The organism is Saccharothrix coeruleofusca (assembly GCF_017876325.1).
GTDB lineage: Bacteria > Actinomycetota > Actinomycetes > Mycobacteriales > Pseudonocardiaceae > Actinosynnema > Actinosynnema coeruleofuscum.
Map to the genome: position 1 here is coordinate 7,373,705 of NZ_JAGINV010000001.1, position 15,957 is coordinate 7,389,661.

The 15,957-nt window shown below is 75.2% G+C and carries 16 protein-coding genes; 10 read left to right on the top strand and 6 right to left on the bottom strand.

Features of this window, described 5'->3' with window-relative positions; genetic code table 11:
• Nucleotides 1-8 precede the first annotated feature (8 nt).
• From JOF41_RS34325 to JOF41_RS34355, 7 genes are all read left to right on the top strand, one after another.
• Nucleotides 9-614 carry a trimeric intracellular cation channel family protein gene (locus JOF41_RS34325; RefSeq protein ID WP_189220960.1) on the top strand — a complete coding sequence of 202 codons (606 nt, stop codon included), beginning with the start codon at nt 9-11 and terminating at the stop codon, nt 612-614.
• 128 nt (nt 615-742) lie between these two features.
• On the top strand, nt 743-1,435 hold the full coding sequence (locus tag JOF41_RS34330) for a response regulator transcription factor (RefSeq protein ID WP_189220959.1): 693 nt from the start codon (nt 743-745) through the stop codon (nt 1,433-1,435).
• The gene (locus JOF41_RS34335; RefSeq protein ID WP_189220958.1) at nt 1,432-2,811 is read left to right on the top strand and encodes a HAMP domain-containing sensor histidine kinase; all 1,380 of its coding nucleotides are present in this window, start codon (nt 1,432-1,434) and stop codon (nt 2,809-2,811) included. Before JOF41_RS34330 ends, JOF41_RS34335 begins: the two co-directional genes overlap by 4 nt.
• A gap of 238 nt (nt 2,812-3,049) precedes the next feature.
• Nucleotides 3,050-5,032: a beta-galactosidase gene (locus tag JOF41_RS34340; RefSeq protein ID WP_209623815.1), complete on the top strand. Its 1,983-nt coding sequence runs from the start codon at nt 3,050-3,052 to the stop codon at nt 5,030-5,032.
• Nucleotide 5,033: 1 nt separating this feature from the next.
• Nucleotides 5,034-5,831 (top strand): DeoR/GlpR family DNA-binding transcription regulator, encoded by a 798-nt coding sequence (locus tag JOF41_RS34345; protein ID WP_189220956.1) that lies wholly within the window; start codon nt 5,034-5,036, stop codon nt 5,829-5,831.
• Complete coding sequence (gene galT / locus JOF41_RS34350) at nt 5,828-6,916, top strand: galactose-1-phosphate uridylyltransferase (protein WP_209623816.1); 1,089 nt, start codon at nt 5,828-5,830, stop codon at nt 6,914-6,916. The genes JOF41_RS34345 and galT overlap by 4 nt, the downstream gene beginning before the upstream one ends.
• A gap of 71 nt (nt 6,917-6,987) precedes the next feature.
• Nucleotides 6,988-8,511 (top strand): trypsin-like peptidase domain-containing protein, encoded by a 1,524-nt coding sequence (locus JOF41_RS34355; RefSeq protein WP_209623817.1) that lies wholly within the window; start codon nt 6,988-6,990, stop codon nt 8,509-8,511.
• Nucleotides 8,512-8,543: 32 nt separating this feature from the next.
• Here JOF41_RS34355 and JOF41_RS34360 read toward each other — a convergent pair whose 3' ends face one another.
• From JOF41_RS34360 to JOF41_RS34380, 5 genes are read right to left on the bottom strand one after another with little or no spacing between them, the layout of a single operon-like run.
• Complete coding sequence (locus tag JOF41_RS34360; RefSeq protein WP_209623818.1) at nt 8,544-8,945, bottom strand: hypothetical protein; 402 nt, start codon at nt 8,943-8,945, stop codon at nt 8,544-8,546.
• The gene (locus tag JOF41_RS34365) at nt 8,942-9,979 is read right to left on the bottom strand and encodes a molybdopterin-dependent oxidoreductase (protein ID WP_209623819.1); all 1,038 of its coding nucleotides are present in this window, start codon (nt 9,977-9,979) and stop codon (nt 8,942-8,944) included. The genes JOF41_RS34360 and JOF41_RS34365 overlap by 4 nt, the downstream gene beginning before the upstream one ends.
• The gene (locus tag JOF41_RS34370; RefSeq protein WP_209623820.1) at nt 9,976-10,575 is read right to left on the bottom strand and encodes a class I SAM-dependent methyltransferase; all 600 of its coding nucleotides are present in this window, start codon (nt 10,573-10,575) and stop codon (nt 9,976-9,978) included. The genes JOF41_RS34365 and JOF41_RS34370 overlap by 4 nt, the downstream gene beginning before the upstream one ends.
• Nucleotides 10,572-11,237, bottom strand: coding sequence for a TIGR04282 family arsenosugar biosynthesis glycosyltransferase (locus JOF41_RS34375; protein WP_372448509.1), 666 nt, complete (start codon nt 11,235-11,237; stop codon nt 10,572-10,574). The genes JOF41_RS34370 and JOF41_RS34375 overlap by 4 nt, the downstream gene beginning before the upstream one ends.
• An 11-nt stretch (nt 11,238-11,248) precedes the next feature.
• Nucleotides 11,249-11,884, bottom strand: coding sequence for a glycosyltransferase family 2 protein (locus JOF41_RS34380; RefSeq protein ID WP_189221695.1), 636 nt, complete (start codon nt 11,882-11,884; stop codon nt 11,249-11,251).
• A 150-nt stretch (nt 11,885-12,034) separates the two neighbouring features.
• Between JOF41_RS34380 and JOF41_RS34385 the strand changes: the two genes are divergently transcribed.
• Genes JOF41_RS34385 through JOF41_RS34395 form a run of 3 tightly spaced genes read left to right on the top strand, consistent with a single transcriptional unit; the run spans nt 12,035 to nt 14,959 of the window.
• A complete protein-coding gene (locus JOF41_RS34385) occupies nt 12,035-13,240 on the top strand; it encodes a hypothetical protein (RefSeq protein WP_209623821.1) in 1,206 nt (401 codons plus the stop codon).
• Between the two features lie 4 nt (nt 13,241-13,244).
• Nucleotides 13,245-13,940 (top strand): response regulator transcription factor, encoded by a 696-nt coding sequence (locus JOF41_RS34390; protein ID WP_189220951.1) that lies wholly within the window; start codon nt 13,245-13,247, stop codon nt 13,938-13,940.
• Entirely contained in the window at nt 13,940-14,959 is a 1,020-nt protein-coding gene (locus tag JOF41_RS34395; protein ID WP_209623822.1) for a sensor histidine kinase, read from the top strand. Before JOF41_RS34390 ends, JOF41_RS34395 begins: the two co-directional genes overlap by 1 nt.
• Here the strand turns inward: JOF41_RS34395 and JOF41_RS34400 are convergent.
• Nucleotides 14,928-15,950, bottom strand: a complete 1,023-nt coding sequence (locus tag JOF41_RS34400) for an NAD-dependent epimerase/dehydratase family protein (protein WP_209623823.1) — start codon at nt 15,948-15,950, stop codon at nt 14,928-14,930. The two genes, JOF41_RS34395 and JOF41_RS34400, sit on opposite strands and share 32 nt — an antisense overlap.
• Between the last annotated feature and the right edge of the window lie 7 nt (nt 15,951-15,957).

The following is a 15,957-nucleotide window of genomic DNA, read 5'->3' on the forward strand; positions in this document are numbered from 1 at the left end:
GGCCAGCCGTGTTGCTCGACGCGTTGGAACTGATCGGGATCGCGGCGTTCGCCGCGTCCGGCGCGGTGGCGGCGGTGCGGGCCCGGCTGGACGTGTTCGGCGTGGTCGTGATCGCGCTGACCACCGCGCTCGGCGGCGGCGCGCTGCGCGACGTGCTGCTGGGCGTGCACCCGCCCACGAACCTGGTCACCTGGCCCTACCTGCTGGTGGCCTCGGTGACCGGGGTGGTGGTGTTCCGCTTCCACCCGGCGCTGGCCCGGCTGCGCCGGTCGGTGCTGCTGCTGGACGCGGTCGGCCTGGGCCTGTTCGTCACCTCGGGCACCTCGACCGCGCTGGCGCTGGGCGTCCCGGCCTACGCCGCCTGCCTGGTGGGCATGACCACCGGCATCGGCGGCGGCGCGCTGCGCGACGTGCTGCTGCGGGAGATCCCGCTGGTGCTGCGCCGGGAGATCTACGCGGTCGCCGCGCTGGCCGGGGCCGCCGTGGTCGCGGCGGGCGACCGCCTCGGGCTGCCCGCCGGTCTCACCGCGCTGGCCGGCTCGGCGCTGATCGTGGCGCTGCGCCTGGTCGCCCTGTGGCGCCGCTGGAACGCCCCCGTCCCCAAGGAGCACTGATCCCGCGAACCGCGCGTTCCGGCACCGCGAGTTCGCTTTCCGCGCGATCCGCGGGTGGCGGCGGAAAGACGGGACAGCTCACACCGGGTTCTCAGGCGGCTCTCAGGACCAGGGGCAACACTGAGCCCATGCGCATCCTCGTTGTCGACGACGACCGGGCCGTGCGTGAGTCGCTCCGCCGCTCACTGCAGTTCAACGGCTACCAGGTCGACCTGGCCGGAGACGGCCAGCAGGCGCTCGAATCCGTCCTCACCCAGCGCCCGGATGCGATGGTCCTCGACGTCATGATGCCCAGGCTGGACGGCCTGGAGGTGTGCCGCAGGCTGCGCAGCACCGGTGACGACCTGCCCATCCTGGTGCTCACCGCGCGGGACGCGGTGTCCGACCGGGTGTCCGGTCTGGACGCGGGCGCCGACGACTACCTGCCCAAGCCGTTCGCGCTGGAGGAGCTGCTGGCCCGGCTGCGCGCGCTGCTGCGGCGGGCCGCCCCGGACGCCGGGGACGAGACGGCGGGCGCGGTGCTGCGCTTCGCCGACCTGGAGCTGGACCCCAACACCCGCGACGTGCGGCGCGGCGACCGGTCGATCAGTCTCACCCGGACCGAGTTCGCGCTGCTGGAGCTGTTCCTGGCGCACCCCAAGCAGGTGCTCACCCGCGGTCGCATCCTGGAAGACGTGTGGGGCTACGACTTCCCCACCTCGGGCAACGCGCTGGAGGTCTACGTCGGCTACCTGCGCCGCAAGACCGAGGCCAGCGGCGAGCCGAGGTTGCTGCACACCGTGCGCGGCGTGGGCTACGTGCTGCGGGAGACCCCTCCGTGATCGATGCCGGTGGCCGCTTCCAGCGGTTCTCCCTGCGCGCTCGCGTGACCCTGCTGGCCGCGTTCTGCGTGGCCGGGGCGGTGGCCCTGGTGTCGCTGGGCGCGTACCTGACGGTCAGCCAGAACCTGCACGCCCAGCTCGACGCCCACCTGCGCCAGCGCGCCGAGGCCGCCGTGGCGGCCCCCAAGGTCAACAACGAGGTCGACGAGATGCCCGGCGCGTTCCTGGCCGCCGGGGACATCCGCATCGGCGTGCTGCACGTGGACGGCAGCATCGTGTACCCGAAGTACACCGTCCGGCCGCCCACCCGCGACGCCGACCTGGAGGTGGCGCGGGGGAAGGTGCTGGAGAACATCTGGACCGACACCCGCACGGACTTCCGGGTCATCTCGGTGCCCTACGGCGACGGCCAGGCCATGGTGATCGCCCAGTCGATGAAGCCGATGCACACCACGCTGGCCAAGCTCAGCGTGGTGCTGTTCGTGATCAGCGGGCTGGGCGTGCTGGTGGCCGCGGCGGCGGGCACGGCGGTCGCGCGCACCGGTCTGCGGCCGGTGCAGCGGCTGACCGAGGCCACCGAGCGGGTCGCGCTGACCGGCGACCTGCGGCCGATCCCGGTGTCCGGGGACGACGAGCTGGCCCGGCTGACCCAGCGGTTCAACGCGATGCTGGGCGCGGTGGCCGAGTCGCAGGAGCGGCAGCGCAGGCTGGTCGCCGACGCGGGCCACGAGCTGCGCACCCCGCTGACGTCCATGCGCACCAACCTGGAGCTGCTGCTGGCCTCCGAGCGGCCGGGCGCGCCCACGCTGGCCGAGGAGGACAAGGCGGAGATCCACGCCGACGTGCGCGCGCAGCTGGACGAGCTGACCACGCTGATCGGCGACCTGGTGGAGCTGGCCCGCGAGGACGCGCCGCAGGTGGTGCAGGAGCCGGTGGACCTGGTCGAGGTGGTGGAGCGGGCGCTGGACCGGGCGCGCAGGCGCGCGGCGACCGACATCCGGTTCGAGGTGCGGCAGCTGCAGCCGTGGTCGCTGCTGGGTGATTCCAGCGCGCTGGAGCGGGCGGTGCTGAACCTGCTGGACAACGCGGTGAAGTTCACCCCGGACGACGGGGTGGTGCGGGTGGAGCTGCGCCAGCTCGGCGACGGCAGCGCGGTGCTGGAGGTGGCCGACTCCGGGCCGGGGGTCGCCGAGGCGGACCTGCCGCACGTGTTCGAGCGCTTCTACCGCTCGTCGGAGGCGCGCACGCTGCCCGGCTCCGGCCTGGGGCTGGCCATCGTCAAGCAGGCGGCGGAGCGCCACGGCGGCGCGGTCTACGCGGGCCGGGCCCCGGAGGGCGGCGCGCTGTTCGCGGTCCGCCTGCCCGGTCGCCCCTGACCCCGGTCGGAGGACACCCAACGGAGTCAACCCAACACGGAGTCAAACAAAGTTGCGCACGTTGTGCTCTTGGTTGTCGTGCGTGTCAACCCCTGTCACTTGGCTGCTGAACTCCATTTTTGGGTGTCCCTAACCGAGGTGTGCGCGGTCGAGTGGGCGGGAGTGCCGAACAGACCCGAACGATCAGTCATGTTTGACTGTGTTGACTTGGCGGTCCCGTTCGGCCACGCTGAGCGCCATGACGAGCTGGCCCACCGCCCTGCCCGGCCTGGCCTGGGGGGCGGACTACAACCCCGAGCAGTGGCCCGAGGCGGTGTGGCGGCAGGACGTCGAGCTGATGCGCCGGGCCGGGGTCGACCTGGTCACCGTCGGCGTCTTCGCGTGGGCGCTGCTGGAGGTCGAGGAGGGGCGCTACGAGTTCGGCTGGCTGGACCGCGCGCTGGACCTGCTGGCCGAGCACGGCATCCGGGTCGACCTGGCCACCGCCACCGCCGCGCCGCCGCCCTGGCTGACCACCCGCTACCCCGACGTGCTGCCCGAGCGGGCCGACGGCGTGCGGCTCTCGCACGGCTCCCGGCAGGCTTACTGCCCGACCTCGCGGCGCTACCGGGACAAGGCGGTGGCGCTGGCCCGCGCGCTGGCCGAGCGCTACCGGGACCACCCGGCGCTGGCCGCCTGGCACGTCGGCAACGAGTACGGCTGCCACGTCCCGCGCTGCTACTGCGACCGCTGCGGCGCGGCGTTCCGGGAGTGGCTGCGCGCCCGCCACGGCGACCTGGCGGCGCTCAACGAGTCGTGGGGCACGGCGTTCTGGAGCCAGCACTACACCGACTGGGCGCAGGTGCTGCCGCCGCGCGTGACGCCGAGCTTCGGCAACCCCGGCCAGCTGCTGGACTTCGACCGGTTCTGCTCCGACGCGCTGCTGGAGCTGTTCAAGGCCGAGCGCGACGTGCTGCGCGAGGTCACCCCCGGCGTGCCGGTGACCACCAACTTCATGGTGATGTGGACCTTCGCCGAGCTGGACTACTGGGCGTGGGCGCGCGAGGTCGACTTCGTCTCCAACGACCACTACCTGCGCGCGGAGGACCCGGAGCGGCACGTAGAGCTGGCGTTCTGCGCGGACCTGGTGCGCGGTCTGGCGGGCGGACGGCCGTGGCTGCTGATGGAGAACTCGACCTCGGCGGTCAACTGGCAGCCGCGCAACACCGCCAAGCCGCCCGGCGAGATGCGGCGCAACGCCTACGCGCACCTGGCCCGAGGCGCCGACGGCACGCTGTTCTTCCAGTGGCGGCAGTCGGTGGCGGGCGCGGAGCGGTTCCACTCGGCGATGGTGCCGCACGCGGGCGGGGACACCAGGATCTTCCGCGAGGTGTGCCAGGTCGGCACGGAGTACGCGCGCCTGAAGGAGATCGTGGGGTCCACTGTGGACGCCGAGGTGGCGCTGGTGTACGACTGGCAGTCCCTGTGGGCCTCCCGCCAGCCCGCGCACCCGACCGCCGACTTCTCCTACCAGGACAACGCTCTCGCGCTCTACCGCGCGCTGTGGCGGGCCGGGGTCACCGTGGACTTCGTGCCGCCCGACGCGGAGCTGTCCGGCTACCGGCTGGTGGTCGTGCCGTCGCTGTACCTGATGGACGACGCGGAGCCGCTGGCCTCCTACGCGGCGGGCGGCGGCCACCTGCTGGTGACCTACCTGTCCGGCATCGCCGACCGGCGCGACCACGTGCACCCCGGCGGCTACCCCGGCGCGCTGCGCGAGCTGCTGGGCGTGCGCACCGAGGAGTTCTTCCCGCTGCGCCAAGGGGAAACGGTCCGGCTGGACGACGGCGGCGAGGTCGCGGTGTGGACGGAGTGGCTGCACGCGGAGTCCGCCGAGGTGGTCTCCCGCTACGCCGACGGCCCGCTGGCGGGAGTGCCCGCGGTGACCCGCCACGGCGACGCCTGGTACCTGGCCTGCGGCCTGCGCGGCGAGGGGCTGGACGCGCTGGTGGCCGCCGTGCTGGACCGGGCGGGCGTGGCGCGCGGCCCCGAGGGCGTCGAGGCGGTCCGCCGTCGCGGTGCGCTCGACGGCGCGGACGTATCGTGGCTGGTCGTGGTCAACCACGGCGAACGCGACGCGGAACTGCCCGCGACCGGCCTGGAACTGCTCTCCGGCGCGCGGGTCGGTGGACAGCTGCGGGTGCCCGCGGGCGGCGTGGCCGTGCTCAGGGAAGAGGTGTGACGTGCTGGCGCGACAACGGCAGGCGGTGATCCTGGAGGAGGTCCGCCGCACCGGCGCGGTCCGGGTCAGCGACCTGGTGGTGCGACTGGGCGTGTCGGACATGACGGTGCGCCGCGACCTGGACGTGCTGGCCTCGCGCGGGCTGCTGGAGAAGGTCTACGGCGGGGCCACCTCCGTGGTCGGCCGCAGCACCGACGAACCCGGCTTCGAGGCCAAGTCGGTGCGCCAGCTGCCGGAGAAGGAGGCCATCGCGGCGCGGGCGGCCGGCCTGGTGCGGCCGGGCACCGCGATCGGGCTGTCGGCGGGCACCACGACGTGGACGCTGGCGCGGTTCCTGGACGACATCCCGGACCTGACCGTGGTGACCAACTCCATCCGGGTGGCCGACGTGCTCCAGCAGAGCGGGCGCACCGACCGCACGGTGGTGCTCACCGGCGGCGTGCGCACGCCGTCGGACGCGCTGGTCGGCCCGGTGGCGGTGCAGGCGCTGCGGTCGCTGCACCTGGACGTGGTGTTCCTGGGCGTGCACGGGATGGCCGAGCGCTCCGGCTTCACCACGCCGAACCTGAACGAGAGCGAGACCGACCGGGCGCTGGTGGACGCCGCGGGGCGGGTGGTGGTCCTCGCCGACCACACCAAGTGGGGCACGGTCGGCATCTCCACCATCGCCGACCTGGACGAGGCCCACGTGCTGGTGACCGATGAAGGACTGCCCGAGCAGGCCAGGGCCGTGCTCGGCGAGCAAGTGGGCGAACTGGTGCTGGCGCACGTGCCCGGCAGGGGAGAGGAACTCGCGTGAAGCGCACGGCGGGCAAGCTGGCCGACGGCCGGGAGATCATCTACTACGACGACTCGCCGGACGCGCCGCCGCGCCAGGCGGTGGACACCAGGGACCTCCCGCGCACCCAGCCGCTGTCGGAGGTGCGGCGCGACCCGCTGACCGCGGAGTGGGTGGGCATCGCGGCGCACCGGCAGACCCGCACCTACAAGCCGCCCGCCGACCTGTGCCCGCTGTGCCCGTCCACGCCGGGCAAGCCGACGGAGATCCCCGAGTCCGGCTACGACGTGGTGGTGTTCGAGAACCGGTTCCCGTCGTTCGCGCCGACCGTGCCGGACCTGCCGCCGACGGTGGACGGGATGCCGATGGTGGCCCGCGCGCCCGGCCTGGGCCGGTGCGAGGTGGTCTGCTTCACCTCCGACCACAACAGCTCCTTCGGCGAGCTGAGCGCGGACCGGGTGCGCACCGTGGTGGACGTGTGGGCGGAGCGGACCGCCGCGCTGGCCGAGGTGCCGGGGGTGGAGCAGGTCTTCCCCTTCGAGAACCGGGGCGAGGAAATCGGCGTCACGCTGCACCACCCGCACGGGCAGATCTACGGCTACCCGTTCGTCACGCCGAAGACCGAGCGGATGCTCTCGGTGGCCGGGAAGTACCTGGAAGAGCATGGACGCCCACTTCTGGGTGACATCCTGGCGGCGGAGCGCGCGGCTGAGGTCCGGGTCGTCGCGGAGTCCGGGCACTGGACCGCGTTCGTGCCCGCCGCCGCCCGCTGGCCGGTCGAGGTGCACGTGGTGCCGCACCGCCAGGTGCCGGACCTGCCCGCGCTGACCGACGCCGAGCGGGACGACTTCGCCCGGCTGTACCTGGAGGTGCTGCACCGGCTCGACGGCCTCTACCAGCGCCCCCTGCCCTACATCGCGGCCTGGCACCAGGCCCCCGTGCGCACCGGCCGCGACCTGGCCTGGCTGCACCTGGAGGTGTTCTCGGTGCTGCGCACGGCGGACAAGCTGAAGTACCTGGCCGGGTCGGAGTCGGGCATGGGCGTGTGGGTCAACGACGTCACCCCGGAGCAGATCGCGGAGCGGCTGCGCGCCTCGGCGCGGTGATCCGCGGACTCACAACTGACGCCCAGGTCTGTTTAAGCCTCTTCTCAGGCGGGCACCGCACAGTGGTGGACATGACCGAGAACGAGCCGCAGCAGCCCCAGCAGCAGCAGCCCCGGACCACCGAGCCCAGCCCTTGGGCGCGCGATACCGGGGGTTCCGGTCATGATCAGGACCACCCGCGCCAGGGCGCCGGTGGTTCCGAGGCCGACCGGGCGGGCGCCGTGCAGGGCGGCCCCGCCGGGACGGAGTGGGCAGGCGGTCCCGGCGCTGTGCAGGGCGGCGACGGGACCGCGCCCGGTGTCACCGACCGGGGTGCTGTGCAGGGCGGCACCCCGGTCGCGGGCACTTCCTTCCCCGGCGTCCCCTTCGCGGGCGCTCCCGGTTCCGCGCCGGAAGCGGGCTGGTCCCACGGCGCGCAGGACCCCGGCCAGCCCGGACAAGCACCTGGCCAGATGCCCGGCCAGGCCCCCGGACAGCCCGGTCCCTACTACCTCGCGCCCGGCGCGCAGGTGAGCGCCCCGCCGCGCCCCCGAGGTCGCGGCAAGGTCGTCGCGGGCGTGGCCGCGCTGGTGCTGGCCGTCGGCGGCGTCGCGGGCGGGGTCGGCGGCTACTACGGCTACCAGGCCGCGGAGGACGCCACCGTGGTCAACGCGCTGGACGCCCCGCCGCCCGCGCGGCAGACCGGCGGCGCGGCCGAGGGCTCCGTCGAGCAGGTCGCCCAGAAGGTGCTGCCCGTCGTGGTGCAGGTGCAGGTCAGCGGCGGCGCCGGATCCGGCATCGTGATCAGCTCCGACGGGTCGGTGCTGACGAACAACCACGTGGTCGAGTCCGCCGCCAACGGCGGCCCGGTGCGCGTGCAGTTCCAGGACGGCAGCACCGCCGACGCCGAGATCGTCGGCCGCGACCCGTCGTCGGACCTGGCCGTGGTGAAGGCCCGCGGCGTGTCCGGGCTGCCCACCGCCGAGCTGGGCACCTCCAGCGACCTGCGGATCGGCCAGGAGGTGGTGGCCATCGGCTCGCCGTTCGACCTCAACGGCACGGTCACCTCCGGCATCGTCAGCTCGCTCAACCGCCCGGTGCGGGCGGGCGGCGAGAACGGCAGCCAGTCCTCCGTGCTCGACGCCATCCAGACCGACGCGGCGATCAACCCCGGCAACTCCGGCGGCCCGCTGGTGGACATGCAGGGCCGCATCATCGGCGTCAACTCGGCGATCTACAGCCCCAACTCCGGCCGGTCCTCGCAGGCGGGCTCGGTCGGCATCGGCTTCGCCATCCCGATCGACCAGGCCCGGCGCACCGCCAAGGAGCTCAGCGAGAACGGCCGGGCCACGCAGACCGTGCTGGGCGTGCAGGTCACCGACGCCGACCGGGGCGGCGCGCTGATCCGCGAGGTCAGCGGCGGCGGTGCGGCCGAGCAGGCGGGGGTCAAGGCGGGCGACGTGGTGACCAAGTTCGGCGATCGCCGCATCGACAGCGCGGACGCGCTGGTGGCGGCGGTCCGCTCGCGCACCCCCGGCGACAAGGTGCAGCTGACCATCGGCACCGACCGCACCGTCGAGGTGACCCTGGGCAGCCAGCCCGCGCCCACCAACTGACCGGACCGCGAGGCCGCGCTCCGACGGGTGGCTCACCCGCCGGGGCGCGGCCTCGACACGTGCCGCACCGCGCCCACGACCAGGGCCGTCGCCCAGACCAGGCCCACGGCGGCCAGCAGACCGGCCCAGTACGGGCGGTCCAGCAGGCCGGGGTTGGCCGGGCCCGCGAACGGCCGCCACAGCAGCGGCACGGCCAGCAGGCCCAGCACCCCGGTCAGCACGGCCGCCGCCGCGACCGGTCCCCGCCACGGCCGGGGCAGTCCGCGGCCCACCAGCAGGCCGATCCCGCCCACCAGCGGCGCCACCAGCGCGTCGTGGACGACGGGACCGGCGAGCAACCACAAGCCGATGGCGGGCAGGTCCTGCGGCAGCAGCAGGAACACCCCCCACAGGCCGAACGCCACGCCGACCGCGCCCAGCACCCACCGCGTCATCGGACCTCCAGGCTGGTGACCCACTTCGTCTGCAGCACGCCCGGCCTGCTCGGGGCGATCAGCCTGCACGGGTAGCCGTGGTCCAGCGGCAGCGGCGCGCCGTCCAGCCGCAAGGCCAGCAGCGTCAGCGGGTCCTCCGCGTGCGCGGCGGGCAGCGTGCTCGCCCGGTACAGCCCGTCCCGCTCCAGCGACTCCACCCGCACGTCGCCGACCGGCAGACCGGCCAGCGCCAGCAGGTCGCGCACCGGCACGCCGGTCCACCGCGCCGAGGCGCTCCAGCCCTCGACGCACGCGATCGGCAGCTCGGCGCTGGTCTGCGGCAGCGCCGCCAGCTCGGCCAGCGAGAACTCCCGCGCGCCGACCCGCAGCCGCCACCCGTCGCCGACCCGCCGCACCCCGGCCGCCGCGGCGGTGCGGTTGACCGGCAGCGCCGCCGACCGGGTCGCCAGCACCGAGACCCGCCGCAGCCACGGCACCGACGCACCGGCCGTGGCCAGCACCGCGACCGCCACCGCGCCACCGGTGGTGAGCAGGAAACCGCGCCTGCTCAGCGTCGCGCGCCTGGGCTCGGGCGCCGCGCGCCAGAGCGGCAGCTTCACCGCGACGTGCACCAGCAGCGCGCCGACCGCCACCCACGCCACGGCGTAGTGGGCGGGTGGGAAGAAGAAGCCCCACGGGTAGTTCTGCGCGGCGTTGAACAGCCCGGTCACCAGCTCGAAGAACGCCGCGCCGACCAGCACCAGCACCGACCCGCGCTCCAGCGCGTGCCGGACCGACCCGACCACCGGCCGCTGGAACAGCCTGGGGTAGACGGTGTGCAGCTTGGCCAGCAGCAGCGGGATCGCCGCCACCCCGGACACCACGTGCACGCCCTGGGTGATCCGGTAGAGGCTCACCGGCCGCGTCGGCCAGGTGAACCAGCCGGGCGGGTGCTGCGCGGCGTGGCTGAGCAGGCCGGTGGCGAAGCACAGGCCGAACGCGACGCCCAGCCACAGCCCGACGCGCGCGGCGAGGTGGGGGTCGGACCTCCTCACGGCCGCATTACCTCCGCGAACCAGCGGCCGTCCCGCTCGACCACCCAGCCCGGCCGCAGCCCGGCCCGGCGGGCGGCGGCGGCCAGCGCGGCGGCGTCCAGCCGGGCCCAGTCGAACCACGGCCCGCCCGCGATCCTGGCCCGCTCGCGGCGCAGCCCGCACCCCGGCGGGTCCACCTCGACCAGCACGCTCCCGCCGCGGCGCAGCAGCTTCCCGGCCCGGCGCAGCAGCGCCACCGGGTCGCCGCCGATGCCGATGTTGCCGTCGGCCAGCAGCGCGTGCGACCACCGCCCCGCGCCGGGCAGCCTGCCGAACAGGTCGCGCCGCACGGCGGGCGCGCCGCGCGAGCGGGTCAGCGCGACGGCCACCGCGGAGCTGTCCACGCCCAGCGCCACCACGCCGCGCCGCACCAGCGCCGCGACCAGCCTGCCGGGGCCGCAGCCCAGGTCCACGGTCGGGCCGCCGCAGGCCCGCAGCAGCACCTCGTCGGCGGCGTCCGCCTCGCCCCGCCAGCGCCCGACCGGCAGCGGCACCCGCTCGTCGGCCAGCTCCAGCAGGCACTCGTGCCCGCGCAGGCCCGCGTCGAAGGCGGTCACCGCGCCGCCTCCCGCACCGCTTCGGCGAACCGGGTGCCGGGGAGGTTCCCGGCGACCGCGAGGGCGTCGTCGATGGTGTCCACATCGGACAGTGTCGGCAACATCCCGATCCCCTTGTCCCGCAAGGCCGACGCGGTTCGCACCCCGGTGTCGTTCCGGGACATCGGCACGTCCCGCAGCGCTCGGGCGCGGGTGGCGTCGCGCAGGCCCAGCGCCCACCAGCCGCCGTCCTCGGCGGGACCGAGCACGGCGTCGTGCTCGGCCAGCGCGCCGACCGACGAGTCCAGCAGCTGCGGGGTGACCTGCGGGGTGTCCATGCCGATCTGCAGCACCGGCAGCCCGTGCCGCCGCGCGGTGTCGGCGTGCGCGTTGGCCAGCCGCTCGGCGAAGTCCGCGCCGCGCTGCGGCAGGACCAGGAAGCGCCGCAGGGCCGCCCGCAGCTCGGCCCGGCGGCACGCGGCCGACAGGTCCCCGGTCAGCGCGACCACCGGCCGCACCCCCGGCGTGCGCAGCACCGCGTCCAGCGTGTCCAGCAGGGCGGCGGCGGCGATCTCGGCGGCTTGACCGGGGGTGGCGGGCGGGGTCAGCCGCGTCTTCGCCGCACCGGGCACCGGGGCCTTGGCCACCACCAGCAGGCTCGCCCTCACCGCGACACCGCTCACCGCAGCACCTTTCACCGCAGCACCGCCGCCATGTCGCGCACGGCCCGCGCCGTGCCGCGCACCGAACCGGAGACCTTGGAGCGCGTCCCGGCCGCGCGCGGGCCGTAGCGCACATCGCGCTCGACCACCCGCCACCCGGCCGCGTTCGCGCGCAGCAGCAGTTCCAGGGGATAGCCGAACGCCCGGTCGGCCACGCCCAGCGCCAGCAGGTCACGCCGCCGGAACGCCCGCACCGGCGCGATGTCGCGCACCGGCAGCCCTCGGCGCCGCAGCAGGGCGGCCAGCAGCGCGTTGCCCGCCCGCGCGTGCCACGGCCAGCTCCCCGCCACCGGCACCCGCCTGCCCACCGCCAGGTCCGCCCCGTCCAGCAGCGCCACCAGCGCGGGCAGCTCGCCGGGGTCGAGCGAGCCGTCCGCGTCGAGCACGCACACCACCTCCGAGCGCGCCCGCTCGATCCCGGCGTGCACCGCCGCGCCGTACCCCGGCCTCGGCTCGTGCACCACCTCCGCGCCCAGCCGCCGCGCGATCCCGGCGGAGCCGTCGCGCGAACCGTTGTCCACCACCACAGGCCGGTAACCGGTGGGCATCGCCCCCAGCACACCCGGCAGCGCCGCCGCCTCGTCGAGGCAGGGGAGCACCACGTCGATCTCGTCCACGCCGCCAAGAGTGGTCCGCCGTGGACGTTGGAAAAGCGTTGTGGCGCTTACGGAATCGTGACGCCTCCGCAGTTCTTACAGACCTCTGACGAATCGCCCGCGCGACGGCCTTACGCGGGTTCGGGCCTCTACGGTGGGCGGGTGCTGCGCGTGCTGGCCGCCTCGGCCCTCGTCGTGCTGGCCGCCGCGGCCGGCGTGGCGCTGGACGACCACCTGGTGTTCGCGGGAGCGCCGCCGCTGTTCGCCTCCTGGCTGCCGCACGTCGGCGTCGGCACCCCGTTCGCGATCGTGGTGGCGGTGCTGGTGGTGGCGCGCGGCCCCGAGCTGGCGCAGCGCCTGCCGTGGCGCGGGGCGCTGCTCGCCGGTTACGCGGCGGCGGTGGCCTGGACGTTCTCCCTGGCCCTGGTCGGCGGCTGGGGGCGGGGGTTCGCCGACCGCCTGACCACCCCCGACGAGTACCTCAGCGAGGTGCCGGGGGTGACCGACCTCGGCGCGGCGCTGCGCGGGTTCTCCTCGCGCATCCTGGACTTCCAGCCCGACTCGTGGACCGTCCACGTCTCCGGCCACCCGCCCGGCGCGCTGCTGGTGTTCGTCGGCCTCGACCGGGTCGGCCTGTCCGGCGGCGCCTGGGCCTCGGCGCTGGTGGTGCTGGTCGGCGCGCTGACCGCGGTGGCGGTGCCGGTGGCCGTGCGCGCGGTGGTCCGCGAGGAGCGCGCCCGCGCCGTGCTGCCGTTCGTGGCGCTGTTCCCCGGCGCGGTGTGGGTCGGCGTGTCGGCGGACGGGCTGTTCGCCGGTGTCGCGGCGGTCGGCATCGCCCTGCTGGCGTGCCGCCGGGCCCTGCTCGGCGGCGTGGTGCTGGGGTTCGCGGTGTTCCTGTCCTACGGGCTGGTGCTGCTCGGCCCGCTCGCGCTGGCCGTGCTGTGGCCGGACCGGCGCGGAATCGCGCGGGCGGTGCTCGGCGCGCTGGCCGTGGTCGGGGCGTTCGCGCTGGCCGGGTTCTGGTGGCTGGACGGCTACCACCTGGTCGTGGAGCGGTACTACCAGGGCATCGCGTCCTCCCGCTCCTACGGCTACTGGGTGTGGGCGAACCTGGCCGCCGCCGCGGTGGCCACCGGCCTCGCCCCGCTCGCGGGCCGGTGGCGCGGCCCGGCGCTGCGGCTGGCGGGGCCGGCGGCGCTGGCGATCCTGCTCGCCGACCTGTCCGGCCTGAGCAAGGCCGAGGTCGAGCGGATCTGGCTACCTTTCACGGTGTGGCTGCTCGTGCTCGCGCCCCGGCGGCGCGGGTGGCTGGCCGCCCAAGCGGCGACCGCGCTCGCGGTCGACCACCTCCTGCTGACGAACTGGTGAGGCCGTGGACGAGTCGGTGACCGGGCGGGTGCTCGTCGTGGACGACGACGCGACCGTGCGCGACGTGGTGCGCCGCTACCTGGAGCTGGCGGGCCACGAGGTCGAGCTGGTCGGCGACGGGGAGCGGGCCCTGCGCCGCTGCGCCGAGCACCCGCCCGACGTGGTCGTGCTGGACCTGATGCTGCCCGGCGTGGACGGCCTGGAGGTCTGCCGCAGGCTGCGGGCGCGCGGCGCGGTGCCGGTGGTCATGCTCACCGCGCTGGGCGAGGAGGAGGACCGCATCGCCGGGCTCCAGCTCGGCGCGGACGACTACGTCACCAAGCCGTTCAGCCCGCGCGAGCTGGCGCTGCGGGTCACCTCGGTGCTGCGCCGCGCCCGCGCCGCCACCGCGCCGGGCCCCGAGCTGGTCGACGGCGAGCTGCGGCTGGACCTGGGTGCCCGGTCGGCCCGGCTCGGCGCTCGGGAACTGGCGCTGACCAGCCGCGAGTTCGACCTGCTCGCCTTCTTCCTGACCCACCGGGGCACCGCCTTCAGCCGCGCCGAGCTGCTCTCCCGCGTCTGGGGCTGGGAGTTCGGCGACCAGTCCACGGTCACCGTGCACGTGCGGCGGCTGCGGGAGAAGGTCGAACCCGACCCCGCCCGGCCGGTGCGCATCACCACCGTGTGGGGCGTGGGCTACCGCTACGACGGGACCGCCTGATGCTCGTCGAGATCTCCCACATCGCCCCCTACGCGGTGCTGTTCTCGCTGCCGCTGGCGCTGCTGGGCGCGGTGCTGCTGCGCAGGCTCAGCGGCGGCTCGCTGACCACCGCGCTGACCGTGCTGGCCATCGTGCCCGTGGTGGCCACCATCGGCGGCGTGCTCGCGGTCAGCGGGTTCATGTTCACCCCGATCCTGACCACCACGCTGCTGGTGTGCCTGCTGGTGGCCGCGGTGACCGTGCCGACCGCGGTGCTGCTGGGCCGCGCGCTGGCCCGCCGCAGCGTGTGGGAGCGGGAGGCCCGCGCCCGCGAGCGCGCAGCCGAGGCGTCCCGGCGCGAACTGGTCGCCTGGATCAGCCACGACCTGCGCACACCGCTGGCGGGCATCCGGGCGATGGCCGAGGCGCTGGCCGACGGCGTGGTCGCCCGGCCCGACGAGGTCGCCGACTACGCGGCCCGGATCAGCGCGGAGGCCGAGCAGCTCTCGGGCATGGTGGACGACCTGTTCGAGCTGTCCAGGATCACCGCGGGCGCGCTGCGGCTGACCCTGTCGGAGGTGCCGCTGGCGGACGTGGTCAGCGAGGTGGTCGCCGCCGAGCACCCGGTGGCGCGGCGCAAGGGCGTGCGGCTGGAGGCCGACGCGCCGACCTGGCCGGTGGTGCTGGGCAGCGACCCGGAGCTGGCGCGGGTGGTGCGCAACCTGCTGTCCAACGCCATCCGGCACACCCCGCCCGACGGCACGGTCGCGGTGCGGGTCGACGTGGACGGCGGCGAGGCGCTGCTGCACGTGGACGACTCCTGCGGCGGCATCCCCGAAACCGACCTGCCGCGCGTGTTCGACGTGGCCTTCCGCGGCACGCCCAGCAGGCAGCCGGTCGGCGGCGGCCTCGGCCTGGCCATCGCGCGCGGCCTGGTGGAAGCCCACCGCGGCACCATCGACGCCCGCAACCACGGCCGGGGCTGCCGCTTCGAGGTGCGGCTGCCGCTCAGCGCAGCGGGTCCGACGCGAACCGCTTGACCCCCTCGGCGAACCCCGTCGCCGCCCGGAACCCCAGCAGCTCGGCCGCCTTGGCCGGATCGGCCACCACGTGCCGCACGTCCGCGGCCCTGGCCCCGCCGACCACCCGAGGTCGCGGCCCGCCGCACGCGTCGGCCAGCTCGTCGGCCAGCTCGCCGACGGTGCGCGGCTCGCCGGAGCAGATGTTGAGCGGGGTGAAGGAGCCCTCCTGCTGCGGCGTGTCCACGGCCAGCACGTTGGCCCGCGCGACGTCGCTGACGTGCACGAAATCCCGGCGCTGACGGCCGTCTTCGAGGACCGTGGGCGCCTCGCCGCGCTCCAGGGCCGACCTGAACAGCGACGCCACGCCCGCGTAAGGGGTGTCGCGCGGCATCCGCGCGCCGTAGACGTTGTGGTAGCGCAACGCCCACACCTGGCCGCCGGTCTGCCGCGCCCACGCCGCCGCGTAGTGCTCCTGGGCGAGCTTGCTGGCCGCGTAGGTGCTGCGCGGGTCCAGCGGCGCGTCCTCGGGCACCAGCAGCGGCTCCAGCGCCGCCCCGCAGCGCGGGCACGGCGGCTCGAAGCGGCCTCGCGCCACGTCCTCGGCCCGACGCGGACCGGGCCGCACGACGCCGTGCTCGGCGCACCGGTACCGGCCCTCGCCGTAGACCACCATCGACGACGCCAGGACCAGCCTGGAGACGCCCGCCGCGTGCATGGCGGCCAGCAGGGCGGCGGTGCCGTAGTCGTTGTTGAACGCGTAGCCGGGCGCGTCGGACGGGTCGAGCCCGTGCCCGACCAGCGCCGCCTGGTGGCACACCACGTCGACACCCGCGAGATCGGCGGGTCCGATCGCGGTGACGTCGGCGACACCGGAGGCATCGGCGGGCCGCTCGCGGTGCGCCTGGGGCAGGTAGGCGTCCAGCACGACCACCTCGTCACCCCTCGCGGTGAGCAGGTCGGCGATGTGGGAACCGATGAAGCCGGCGCCGCCGGTGAGGAGAACTCGCACGTCGTCG

Coding starts and splice junctions, on each gene's coding strand:
- JOF41_RS34330 (WP_189220959.1), top strand. CDS start 743: ATGCGCATCCTCGTTGTCGACGACGACCGGGCCGTGCGTGAGTCGCTC.
- JOF41_RS34340 (WP_209623815.1), top strand. CDS start 3,050: ATGACGAGCTGGCCCACCGCCCTGCCCGGCCTGGCCTGGGGGGCGGAC.
- JOF41_RS34355 (WP_209623817.1), top strand. CDS start 6,988: ATGACCGAGAACGAGCCGCAGCAGCCCCAGCAGCAGCAGCCCCGGACC.
- JOF41_RS34360 (WP_209623818.1), bottom strand. CDS start 8,945: ATGACGCGGTGGGTGCTGGGCGCGGTCGGCGTGGCGTTCGGCCTGTGG.
- JOF41_RS34395 (WP_209623822.1), top strand. CDS start 13,940: ATGCTCGTCGAGATCTCCCACATCGCCCCCTACGCGGTGCTGTTCTCG.